Source organism: Rubrimonas sp. (genome assembly GCF_036788415.1).
In the GTDB taxonomy this organism is placed as follows: domain Bacteria; phylum Pseudomonadota; class Alphaproteobacteria; order Rhodobacterales; family Rhodobacteraceae; genus Rubrimonas.
In genome coordinates, this window is sequence record NZ_DAIQNN010000087.1 from 1 (window position 1) to 10651 (window position 10651).

Below are 10651 nucleotides of genomic sequence, written 5' to 3' on the forward strand. Positions count from 1 at the left end.
CGCCGATCGGGCGGCCGAACTGCTCGCGCTCGTGGACATAGGGCATCACCACGTCGAGGCAGGCGTGCATGATGCCGACGGGGCCGGCGGCGAGCACCACGCGCTCGTAGTCGAGGCCCGACATGAGCACGCGGACCCCCTTCCCTTCCTCGCCGAGCACGTTCTCGAACGGGACTTCGACGTCGTGGAACACCAGCTCGCAGGTGTTGGAGCCGCGCATGCCGAGCTTGTCGAGCTTCTGGGCGGTGGAGAAGCCGGCCATCGACTTCTCGATCAGGAAGGCGGTGATGCCCTTGGGGCCGGCCTCGGGGTCGGTTTTCGCGTAGACCACCAGCACGTCGGCGTCGGGGCCGTTGGTGATCCACATCTTGTTTCCGTTGAGCACGTAGCGGTCGTTGCGCTTCTCGGCGCGCAGCTTCATCGAGACGACGTCGGAGCCCGCCCCCGGCTCGGACATCGCCAGCGCGCCGACGGAGGCGCCAGTGACGAGACCCGGCAGATAGCGGGCGCGTTGCTCGGGCGTCCCGTTGAGGCGGATCTGGTTGACGCAGAGGTTGGAATGGGCGCCGTAGCTGAGGCCGATGGAGGCCGAGGCGCGGCTGATCTCCTCGACGCAGACGCAATGGGCGAGATAGCCGAGGCCGAGGCCCCCGAACTCCTCGGGGACCGTGACGCCGAGCAGGCCCATCTCGCCCATCTCGGCCCAGAGCGCGTTGGGGAATGCGTTGCTGCGGTCGGTCTCGGCGGCGAGGGGCGCGATGCGCGCCTGCGCGAAACGGTGGACGGCCTCGCGCAGGGCCTCGATCTCGTCGCCGAGGGCGAAATTCATGCTGGCGTGAAACATGACGGCTCCGGGTGGGGGGCGCGGACGGCGCCGAGGGCGAGGGCGGCGTGGAGGTCTGCGAGGGCGTCGGCGTCGAGACGGCCGCCGGGCCTGGCCCAGCGCGTCACGCCGGTGAGCATTGCGACGAGGGCCATCGCGGTCACGGGCAGGTCGGGAACATGGAACTGGCCGGCGCGGGCGCCGCGGGCGAGGATGTCGCGCAGGGGCGCCTCGTAGGCGTCGCGCAGGGCGGCGATCTGCGAGAAGTGGTCGGGGGCGAGGGAGCGCAGCTCCATGTAGTTCACGAACACCTCGTCGCGGCGGTCGACATGGTAGCGGACATGGAAGCGGGCGAAGGCGGCGAGCTCGGCGGGCGGATCGGCGCGGGGCTTCGGCTCGGCCTCCCATGCGTCGAGCAGGCGGCGGAGATGGTCGGCCATCATGTCGGCGAGCAGCGCCTGCTTGGTGGGGAAGTAGCGGTAAAGGGCGCCGGCCTGCACGCCGACCTCCTCGGCGAGGCGACGCATCGAGACGCCCTCGAAGCCGTGGCGCGCGAACAGCCGCGCCGCCGCCTCGCGGATCGCCGCCTCGGTGCGCGCGCCTTCTGAGCCGATGGTGCGGGCCATGCCGTCCTCCCCCGGAGATGGACGCTAAAAGAACGGGCGTTCAGTTACAAGCGGCGGGGCGTGGGGGATATTCGACGGTCGGGAAGGGCGATGAGGGCCGCGCCCTCCCTCGGGCGGGCGCTGCGGAACGATTGGGCTCCAGCGGTTCATGGCGTCAGATACTCGGACGTCTCAGCCAGTTGAGGCGTTGCAATGCGCCCTCCCTGGGGGGAGGGAGGGCGCGGCCCGTGCTGGTCGCACGGGCCAAGCGGCGAACAGTGAGCATCGGCCAATGACCCAGACCCCGCGCTTTCCGGCCACGCCCGGCGCCGTCCGATCAAAGCTCGCCGCCGAACGGGCCGCAGGGGGCGCGGCCGTAGCCCCAGCGCCAGGGCAGGCCGGTGCAGGGGCCGCCGCCGAGGCGGACGGCGAGGAACATCGCGTCGGCGGTCGCGGCGGCGGCGGCTGGGGCGAGGTCGGGCGGCAGGCCGAAGGCGGCCTCGCCCAGCGCCTCGGCCACGCAGGCGCGCAGGGCTTCGTCGGCGGCGAGGCGGGCGGCGAAGCTCGCCTGCGGGTCGGGGTCGTCGCTCGCGCGGTGGTAGAGGCGGTCATGGGCGACGCAGCACGCCTCCCAGGGCGGGCGGCCGCCCTGCGCTGCGGCGAAGGCGGGGAAGCGCTGCGCGGCGAAGCCCCAGACGGCCGACATGCCGCCGCTGCAGCCGTCGGTCTCGAAGGGCGCCAGCGCGTCGCCCGAGGCGGCGCGCGCCGCAGCCAGCGCGCGATGGGCGGGGAGTTCGGCGGCGCGGTCGAGGCGCCACGGCGCTTCGGCGGCGGCGGCGGACGCCGCGCAGAGCAGCAGCGCCGCGCAGAGGTCAGGGAGACGCCGCACGCGCGCTCTCCGGCTTGCCCTCGACGCCGAACAGGTCGGCGGCGAGCAGCGCCAGACGCTCGGCGGCGGTCATCCCGGCGCGCGCCGACAGCGTCGCACGGGCGAGTTCGGGCGCGTCGGTGATCAGCCCCGAGACGCCGAGCGAGACGAAGCGCGACATCGCGACAGGGTCGTTGACCGTCCAGACATGAAGCGGTCGTCCGGCGGCGCGGGCGCGGCGGATCAGCGGCGGGCGGGCGAGGCGCGTGCTGACGCCGAGGAAATCGGCGTCGAGACGCGCGAGGTCGCCCAGCGCGGTCGCGGCGAGCAGACCGACGCGCCAGTCCGGGCGCAGCGCCTTCATCCGCGCCGCGGACGCATGGTCGAGCGACATGACCGCTATGTCGCTCTGCATCCCCGCCGCCTCGACGATCTCGGCGACGCGCTCCTCGAGCCGCACGGCGCGGCCGTAATGCTTCAGCTCGATCAGCAGCTTCGCCCGCCCGCGCACCGCCTCGAGCGCCTCGGCGAGCGTCGGCGCGACGGTTCCGGCGAAATCGGGGGAGAAGCGCGCGCCGATGTCGATGCCGCGCAACTCCGCGAGGGTGAGGTCCGCGACCTGGCGCGGGTCGCCGGCGAGCTTCATGAAGTCGCGGTCGTGGATCAGCGCGACCGCGCCGTCGGCGGTCTCCTGCACGTCGATCTCGATCCAGTCGGCGCCGGCGGCGACGCCCATCTCGATGGCGGGCAGGCTGTTTTCGGGGGCTGCGCCATGGCCGCGATGGGCGATCACCTCGACCTTGTGCGAGGCGCGCACGCCGGCGGACAGCGCCAGCCCCGCGGCGACGGCGCTCGCCACGGCGGCGGCGGCGAGCAGGGCCGCGAGCGGCAGGCGGCGGGGCGGGGCGTCGGGCGCTTGCGGCAGACGCTCGGCCCCGCCGAGCGCCGCATAGGCGCCGCCGAGCAGGCTCGCGAGGCTCGCGGCGGCGGCGGCGGCGACGGCGACGTTGATCACGGCGATGGCGGCGACGGCGGCCATGACGTGCAGCGCCGCCGCCTGAAGCCCGGCCTCGGCGGAGGGCGCGAACAGGCGCGCCGCGCCTCCCGCCGCCGCAGCCCCGGCGACCGCCAGCGCGACCGCCCCGAGCGCCCAGAGCCCGAGGCCGAGCGCGAGGCGCAGGCGGCGGCCTTGCGTGAGGCGCGCGCTTTCCGCGAGGGCGGCGCGCGGCCCGAGCCCGCCCAGCACCACCGCCGGCAGGGCGAGGCCCCAGGCGACGAGGCGCTCGCCGAGCACGAGGACGAGGCCGAGCGCCAGCAGCGCGCCAAGGCCGAGCGCGCGAAGAAACTCCGGCGGGCGCTCGGCGAGGTAGAAGTTGACGTCGTGCTCGGACAGCAGCGCCCGCGCCGCCACCGCCCCGATCAGCAGGAAGGGCGCGGCGCGCAGCATCAGACGCAGGGCGAGGATCGCGGCGAGGCCGAGGATCGCGGGCGCCCGCTTCGCCACCCGCCGCAGCGCGCGCCAGACGGACGGCGCGCCTCCGCGCCGCGCCTCGGCGTCGAGCGCGGTCATGGCGGACAACTCCACGGCGTTGGCAGCGATCAGCACGGCGAGCGCGGCGAGCACGGCGAGAAAGCCGACGGGCGAGAGGGCGAGGCGCGCGATGTCCTGATCGGCGACGGCGGGGGCGCCGGAGACGCGGGCGGCCAGCAGCGCCGCGCCGCCGACGAGCGGCGTGAGGATGGCGGCGCCGAGAATGGCGGCGGCGAGGTGCAGGGCGAGGGCGGGCCGGCGCAGACGCCACGCGCGGGCGAGCGCCGCGCGCGCCGCGGCGGCGTCGATCCGGGCGGGGGCGATGGCGTCGGACATGGCGGAGGGCCTCCTCGACCGGCACGCTAGCCCGGCGCGCGCGGAAAGGCCAAGAGGGCCGCCGCGCCGGGGCGTCATCGCCGCGTCACAGGGCTGTGCGACATCACGGCGGCTGATGTCGAAGGAGGCGAAGATGAGCAAGCGGGTGGGCTTCAACATCTTCAAATGGACGGTCTACGGGCTGCTCGCGCTCAACACCTATTTCTTCCTGCGCACCGAGGAGACGCTGACGGAGTTCCTCGACAGCGCGGCGTGGCTCGTGCTGCTCGGGGTGATGGAGTACGAGTCGAGCAGCCTCGACAGCGACTATGACGGGCCGTGGGAGCGGCGCGCGGTGATCGCCGCCAACGTCTTCGCCTATGCGGTGATCGTTTACGCCTGGATCGGCTATTTCCGCGAGGAGGACTGGGTCGACGCGATCAACGCGACCGGATGGCTCGGGGTCTGCGCCGTGCTGCTCTATCAGATGTACGCGCCGGGCGACTACGAGGGGGCGGAGAAGACGATCGTCAACGGGCTCAAGATCGCGCTCTACGGCGTGCTCGTCGGCTGCGCGCTGTGGTGGACCTGGGACGCTTCGAAACCGCTCGACGCGATCGACGCGTGGCTCTGGCTGGTCTGCTTCGCGGTGATCGAGATGAACGTGTTCGGCTTCGAGCAGGCGAGCCCGGCGCCGGAGGCCGTCGCCGCGCGGGCCGACGACGCGCAGGCGGGCGACCGCGCGTCCTGAGAGGGACGCAGCAGCTGCGGACGCAACTGGACGACAGACCCCGCCGCGTTTTACAAACGCTCGTTCAATTCGGCAGGGGGAGGCGGCGCATGGACTTCGCGCTCACCGACGAGCAGCGCCAGATCGTCGAGATGGCGGAAGGATTCGCCGCCGACCGCCTCGCCCCCAACACCGCGCGCTGGGACGCGGAGGCGCATTTCCCGGTCGCGGAGATGCGCGAGGCGGCGGCGCTGGGGCTCGCCGGCGTGTTCGTCGACCCCGAACAGGGCGGGTCGGGGCTCGGGCGGCTCGACGGCGCGCTGATCTTCGAGGCGCTGGCGAAGGGGTGCGTCGCGACCTCCGCCTTTCTCACCATCCACAACATGGTCGGCTGGATGATCGACCGCTTCGGCGACGCGGAGCAGCGCGCCCGCCTCCTGCCGAAGCTCTGCGCGATGGACATGATCGCGAGCTATTGCCTCACCGAACCCGGCGCGGGCTCCGACGCCGCCGCCCTGCGCACCTCCGCAAGGCGCGAGGGCGACGCCTACGTCCTGAACGGCGCGAAGGCGTTCATCTCCGGCGCCGGCGCGTCGGACCTCTACGCGGTGATGGTGCGCACCGGCGGGCCGGGAGCGGCGGGCGTCTCCTGCGTGCTGGTCGAGAAGGGGACGCCGGGGATGAGTTTCGGGCGCCCCGAGGACAAGATGGGCTGGAACTGCCAGCCCACCGCCACGGTGACCTTCGAGGACTGCCGCATCCCCGTGGAGAACCGCCTCGGGGCCGAGGGCGAGGGGTTCCGCTTCGCCATGAAGGGGCTCGACGGCGGGCGGATCAACATCGCCGCGTGCTCGCTCGGCGGCGCCGCCTGGGCGCTGGAGGCGGCGCTCGCCCATGTGCGCGACCGACAGGCGTTCGGGAAGCCGCTGGCGGCGCAGCAGGCGGTGCAGTTCATGCTCGCGGAGATGGCGACCAAGCTCGAGGCGTCGCGGCTGATGGTGTGGCGCGCGGCGGCGGCGCTGGATGCGGGCGCGCCGGATGCGACGATGCGCTCGGCGATGGCCAAGCAGTTCGCCACCGACGCGTGCTTCGACGTAGTGGACGCGGCGCTGCAGCTGCATGGCGGCTACGGCTATGTGAAGGCCACCGGCGTCGAGCAGCGGTTGCGCGACCTGCGGGTGCATCGCATCCTCGAAGGGGCCAACGAGATCATGCGCCTGATCGTCAGCCGCAAGCTGCTGGAGACCGCATGACCGACCCCACCGACGACCACATCCTGTTCGAGCGGCGCGGCGCGCTCGGCCTCGTCACGCTCAACCGCCCCCGCCAGCTCAACGCGCTGACGCAGGACATGGCGCTGCGGATGGAGGATGCGCTGCGGCTCTGGGCGCAGGAGGACGGGGTGGCCGTGGTCGCCATCGTCGGCGCGGGCGATCGGGCGTTCTGCGCGGGCGGCGACATCAAGGCGATCTACGAAGTCGGCCAAGAGCGCGGGCTGGAGAGCTGGCGCTTCTACGGCGACGAATACCGCATGAACGCGCTGATCCACGAATACCCCAAGCCCTACGTCGCCTTCATGGACGGGGTGACGATGGGCGGCGGGGCGGGCGTGTCGGTCCACGGCTCGCACCGGATCGCGGGCGACCGCACGCTCTTCGCCATGCCGGAATGCGGGATCGGGCTGTTTCCCGATGTCGGCGCGTCGTGGTTCCTGCCGCGCCTGCCGGGCGAGACGGGGATGTGGATGGCGCTGACCGGCGCGCGGCTCGGACCGGCGGATGCGGTCGCGGCGGGGCTGTGCGACCTGTTCATCCCCTCCTCCGCGCAGGCCGACGCGCTGACGGCGCTGGCGAAGGCCGAGTACGGGTCGAGCCCCTACGCCGATGTGGACCGGGTTCTGGCGGGGTTCGCCGCCGAGCCGGGCGCGGGGGACTGGCCGGCGCTGCGCCCAGCCATCGACCGCTGCTTCGCGGGGGACTCGGTCGAGGACGCGCTCGCCGCGCTGCGGGCGGAGGGGTCGGACTGGGCGCGCGCGCAGTTGGCGGAGCTGGCGCAGAAGTCGCCCACCTCGCTGCGGCTGACGTTTCGCGAGATGCGGGACGGGCGGCTGCTGTCGTTTCGCGACTGCATGCGGCTGGAATACGCGCTGGCGCGCTTCTGCCTGACGCGGCCCGATTTCTACGAAGGGACGCGGGCGGCGGTGATCGACAAGGGGTCGCGCCCGGTCTGGTCGCCGGCGACGCTTGGCGAAGTGACGCCGGCGACCGTGGCGGAGGCTTTCGCGCCGCTGCCGCCGGGGCTGGACCTGAAATTCTGACGGGCGCTCAGGCCGCCTCGGGCGCCCAGGTGACGAACAGGCCGACATCGCCGGGCATGCCGCCGGGGAAGTCGACGATCAGCGCCTTCAGCCCGAAGCCGCGCGGGCGCGCCCAGCGTCGCCACAGCTCGACCACGTCGCGGGCCTTGCCGGTCAGCGTGTCGGGCCAGTCGGGCGCGGCGTTGTTGATCGCCCGCCCGCCATCGGCGCAGAAGGCCGAGGGGAAGCGCAGCGCCAGCGCCTCGTAGGCGCCGGCCTCGGCGGCGCGGAGAACGCGGGCCTGAATCTGGGCGAGTTCGCGCTTGGTCAGATGGCCGCGCGCGAACTCCTCGGCGAATTCGGCGACGGCGCGCTCGCGCAAGGCTTTCTGGGCGGCGCGGCGCTGGGCGGCTTCGGCGTCGCGCCGGGCCATCTGCAGGCGCAGCGCCTCGGCGGTCGCACTGGCGACGGCATGGTCATACATCACGCACCTCCGCAATCGTCTGTTCGGAGTTGTCCCCTGTCGCGGTGTAGGAAGCGTTGCCATCCGCGGCGGGAGCGGTCTGCGCGTCGAGATGCGCGGCGATGCGCCACAGGTGGTAGGCGACGCGGTGCAGCCAGCGTATCGCGTCGAGCCTCCGGCCCGCCTCCTCGACGCCGAGCCCGGCTTCGGCGACCTGCGCGAGCGTCGCCGCGCGGTAGCCCGCGCGCTGGCGGCGGAACAGCCGGCGCATCGCATTCAGCCGGCGCACGCGCGCAGGGCCCGGCGCGCGCCAGTCCACCCCGCGCGCCTCGCGGCGCAGGCGGGCGGCGGCGCGCACCAGCGGGCGGTCGGCGTCGAGCGTCGCGCGGCGCTCGGCCTGCCCGACGCGCCGGGCGAGGCGCTCGAGATGGTCGAGCGCGTGCAACGCGTCGGCCCGGCGCGCGGACGGCGGCGGCATCCGTTCCGCGAAACGCTGGGCGGCGTCGATGGCGGCGGCGATGTCGGAGAGGTCGGGCGCGTCGCGCGCGCCGGTCAGATGCGCGGTCAAAGCCTGCGCGAGATCGGCGACGGTCGCCAGCGCCGCCTCGGAGGCGGCGGGCGGGTCGGTGAGCAGCGCGGGGTCGAGCCGGCGGGCGAGCGGCGGCGCGCGCTCGGGGAAAAGCCGCTCGATCAGCCGGGCGAAGGGCGCGGCGAACGGCAGGATCAGCGCCACGCCGAGCGTGTTGAAGCCGGTGTGAAAGGCGACCAGGGCGAGTTGCGGCTCGCCGGGCATGAGCCGCTCCGCGAAGCCGACCCAGACCGGCAGCAGCGCGAAGGCCATCGCGGCGGTCATCAGATTGTAGATCACATGCGCGGCGCCGGTGCGCCGCATCGCCGTCGAGCCTCCGACCGTCGCCAGAAGCGCCGTCGCCGTGGTGCCGACATCCATCCCGATGGCGAGCGCCGCCGCCTGCTCCAGCGAGACCGCGCCCGCCCCGAGGGCCGCGAGGTTGGCCGCCATTCCGGCGCCCGAGGATTGGGTGATCACGGTCGCCAGCGCCCCGGCGGCGACGAGCGTCAGCAGCCCCAGCGCGTCGCCGCCGGGCAGCGATTCGGGGACGACCAGCCCTTCGAGCCCCGCCGCGCCGTCCTTCATCGCCTCAACGCCCATGAACAGCAGCGCGAAGCCCGCGAGCGCCGACCCCGCCTCGCGCATCCGTCCCTTCCCGAGGATGCGGGCGAGCGCGCCCACCGGCAGCAGGGCGGTGGCGACCAGCCCCAGATCGAGCTTGAAGCCGAGCAGGGCGACGATCCAGCCCGTCGTGGTCGAGCCGATATTGGCGCCGAAGATCACGCCGAGCGCCTGCGGGAAAGTCATCAGCCCGGCGCCGACGAAGCCCACCGCCATCACCGTCGTCGCCGAGGAGGATTGCACGGCGGTCGTCGCCAGCACGCCCGAGACCGCGCCGCGCAGCGGGCTGCTCGTGGCGGCGCCCAGCATCCGGCGCAGGGCGGGGCCGGCGAGCGCCCGCAGGCCCCCCGTCATCAGCGACATGCCCAGCAGGAACAGGCCGACCCCGCCGGGGATCAGCAGCAACCCGGTTTCCATGCCGCCATCATGCGCCGCCGACGCGGCGGCTGCGAGGGCTCAGAGCAGGCCGTCGGCGCGGAACAGCGCCTTGAGGTCCTGCTCAGGGCGGGCGCCGATGTGCGAGATCACTTCGCCCGCCGCCAGACACCCCATCCGCCCGCAGGCCGTCACGTCGCGGCCCTCGACCAGCCCGTAGAGGAACCCGGCGGCGAACAGGTCGCCGGCGCCGGTCGCGTCCACCATCGGCATGGACGAGGCCGGCACGTCGCGCACGTCGTCGCGCGTGGCGACATGGCAGCCCTTCGCGCCGACCGTGCAGGCGGTGAGGTCGAGCTGCGACTGGGCCGCGCGGATCGCGGCGCTCAGGTCGTCGGTGCGGTAGAGCGCCTTGATCTCGGCCTCGTTGGCGAAGAGCAGGTCCACATCGTCGCGGATCATCGCGGCGAAGGCGTCGCGGTGGCGCTCGATGCAGAACGGGTCGGAGACGGTGAGGGCGACCTTGGTCCCGGCCGCCTTGGCCGCCGCCACCGCCTTGCGGAAGGCCGCCTGCCCGTCCGGCCCGTCGAAGCGGTAGCCTTCGAGATAGATCCACTCGCTGGAAGCTATCGCGGCCTCGTCGATGTCGTCCGGCCCGAGCGTCGCCGAGACGCCGAGATAGGTGTTCATCGAGCGCTCGCCATCGGGCGAGACCAGCACCATGCAGCGCCCCGTCTCCTCCGGCCCGCCGTCGCGCGGGGCCATCTTCGTGTCGAAGCCGACGCCGAGGCTGCGGATGTCATGCGCGAAGATCGCGCCGAGCTGGTCGTCCTTCACCTTGCCGACATAGGCGGCGCGGGCGCCGAGCATCCCCAGCCCCGCCACAGTGTTGGCCGCCGATCCGCCCGAGACTTCCTTGCCCGGCCCCATCCGCCCGTAAAGCTCGACCGCGCGCGCCGCATCCACCAGCGTCATGATGCCCTTCTCGACGCCGTTCGCAGCCAGAAACTCGTCCTCGACGCGGGCGAGGATGTCGACCAGCGCGTTGCCGATCCCGGTGACGTGAATGGGTTTCATGCCGTCTTCTCCTCGAACAGGCAGATGTCGGACAGCGCGCAACTCCCGCAGGCGGGCTTGCGCGCGAGGCAGGTGTAGCGGCCGTGCAGGATCAGCCAGTGATGGGCGTGGCGGGCGTAGTCGGCGGGGACCACGTCCTCGAGCAGGCGCTCGACCGCCACCACGTCGCGCCCCGGCGCCAGCCCCGTGCGGTTGGCGACGCGGAACACATGGGTGTCGACCGCCATGGTCGGCATGCCCCACCACATGTTGAGCACGACATTGGCGGTCTTGCGACCGACGCCCGGCAGGGCGGCGAGCGCGGCGCGGGAATTGGGAACTTCGCCGCCATGCTCCTCGACGAGGATGCGGCTGAGCTTCATCACGTTCTTCGCCT

11 protein-coding genes are annotated in these 10651 nt (G+C 73.3%); 3 read left to right on the top strand and 8 right to left on the bottom strand.

The window, feature by feature from the left end; translation table 11 throughout:
* The 4 genes from V7Q31_RS14925 to V7Q31_RS14940 all read right to left on the bottom strand — a co-directional run.
* The coding region (locus tag V7Q31_RS14925; RefSeq protein WP_333834656.1) for an acyl-CoA dehydrogenase family protein at nt 1-844 on the bottom strand (844 nt) is incomplete at its 3' end.
* Nucleotides 826-1449, bottom strand: coding sequence for a TetR/AcrR family transcriptional regulator (locus V7Q31_RS14930; RefSeq protein WP_333834657.1), 624 nt, complete (start codon nt 1447-1449; stop codon nt 826-828). The genes V7Q31_RS14930 and V7Q31_RS14925, both read right to left, overlap by 19 nt.
* A 316-nt stretch (nt 1450-1765) precedes the next feature.
* Nucleotides 1766-2317 (bottom strand): hypothetical protein, encoded by a 552-nt coding sequence (locus V7Q31_RS14935; protein ID WP_333834658.1) that lies wholly within the window; start codon nt 2315-2317, stop codon nt 1766-1768.
* Nucleotides 2301-4163, bottom strand: a complete 1863-nt coding sequence (locus tag V7Q31_RS14940; protein ID WP_333834659.1) for a glycerophosphodiester phosphodiesterase — start codon at nt 4161-4163, stop codon at nt 2301-2303. Before V7Q31_RS14940 ends, V7Q31_RS14935 begins: the two co-directional genes overlap by 17 nt.
* Nucleotides 4164-4296: 133 nt before the next feature.
* Here V7Q31_RS14940 and V7Q31_RS14945 point away from each other — a divergent pair, with 133 nt between their 5' ends.
* The 3 genes from V7Q31_RS14945 to V7Q31_RS14955 all read left to right on the top strand — a co-directional run bounded on the left by V7Q31_RS14945 (nt 4297) and on the right by V7Q31_RS14955 (nt 7189).
* Nucleotides 4297-4893: a hypothetical protein gene (locus tag V7Q31_RS14945; protein ID WP_333834660.1), complete on the top strand. Its 597-nt coding sequence runs from the start codon at nt 4297-4299 to the stop codon at nt 4891-4893.
* 89 nt (nt 4894-4982) lie between these two features.
* On the top strand, nt 4983-6125 hold the full coding sequence (locus V7Q31_RS14950) for an acyl-CoA dehydrogenase family protein (protein WP_333834661.1): 1143 nt from the start codon (nt 4983-4985) through the stop codon (nt 6123-6125).
* Nucleotides 6122-7189, top strand: coding sequence for an enoyl-CoA hydratase/isomerase family protein (locus V7Q31_RS14955; RefSeq protein WP_333834662.1), 1068 nt, complete (start codon nt 6122-6124; stop codon nt 7187-7189). Before V7Q31_RS14950 ends, V7Q31_RS14955 begins: the two co-directional genes overlap by 4 nt.
* Before the next feature lie 7 nt (nt 7190-7196).
* Here the strand turns inward: V7Q31_RS14955 and V7Q31_RS14960 are convergent, their stop codons facing one another.
* The 4 genes from V7Q31_RS14960 to V7Q31_RS14975 all read right to left on the bottom strand — a co-directional run.
* Nucleotides 7197-7652, bottom strand: a complete 456-nt coding sequence (locus V7Q31_RS14960; protein ID WP_333834663.1) for a hypothetical protein — start codon at nt 7650-7652, stop codon at nt 7197-7199.
* Complete coding sequence (locus tag V7Q31_RS14965) at nt 7645-9240, bottom strand: Na/Pi cotransporter family protein (protein WP_333834664.1); 1596 nt, start codon at nt 9238-9240, stop codon at nt 7645-7647. The genes V7Q31_RS14960 and V7Q31_RS14965 overlap by 8 nt, the downstream gene beginning before the upstream one ends.
* A 39-nt stretch (nt 9241-9279) precedes the next feature.
* Complete coding sequence (locus V7Q31_RS14970; RefSeq protein WP_333834665.1) at nt 9280-10275, bottom strand: adenosine kinase; 996 nt, start codon at nt 10273-10275, stop codon at nt 9280-9282.
* On the bottom strand, nt 10272-10651 hold a 380-nt coding region (locus V7Q31_RS14975), incomplete at its 5' end, for an endonuclease III domain-containing protein (protein ID WP_333834666.1). The genes V7Q31_RS14975 and V7Q31_RS14970, both read right to left, overlap by 4 nt.

What these genes read in the sequence shown, in the direction of transcription:
- V7Q31_RS14930 (WP_333834657.1), bottom strand. Translation starts at nt 1,449, where the DNA reads ATGGCCCGCACCATCGGCTCAGAAGGCGCGCGCACCGAGGCGGCGATC.
- V7Q31_RS14940 (WP_333834659.1), bottom strand. Translation starts at nt 4,163, where the DNA reads ATGTCCGACGCCATCGCCCCCGCCCGGATCGACGCCGCCGCGGCGCGC.
- V7Q31_RS14945 (WP_333834660.1), top strand. Translation starts at nt 4,297, where the DNA reads ATGAGCAAGCGGGTGGGCTTCAACATCTTCAAATGGACGGTCTACGGG.
- V7Q31_RS14950 (WP_333834661.1), top strand. Translation starts at nt 4,983, where the DNA reads ATGGACTTCGCGCTCACCGACGAGCAGCGCCAGATCGTCGAGATGGCG.
- V7Q31_RS14955 (WP_333834662.1), top strand. Translation starts at nt 6,122, where the DNA reads ATGACCGACCCCACCGACGACCACATCCTGTTCGAGCGGCGCGGCGCG.
- V7Q31_RS14960 (WP_333834663.1), bottom strand. Translation starts at nt 7,652, where the DNA reads ATGTATGACCATGCCGTCGCCAGTGCGACCGCCGAGGCGCTGCGCCTG.
- V7Q31_RS14965 (WP_333834664.1), bottom strand. Translation starts at nt 9,240, where the DNA reads ATGGAAACCGGGTTGCTGCTGATCCCCGGCGGGGTCGGCCTGTTCCTG.
- V7Q31_RS14970 (WP_333834665.1), bottom strand. Translation starts at nt 10,275, where the DNA reads ATGAAACCCATTCACGTCACCGGGATCGGCAACGCGCTGGTCGACATC.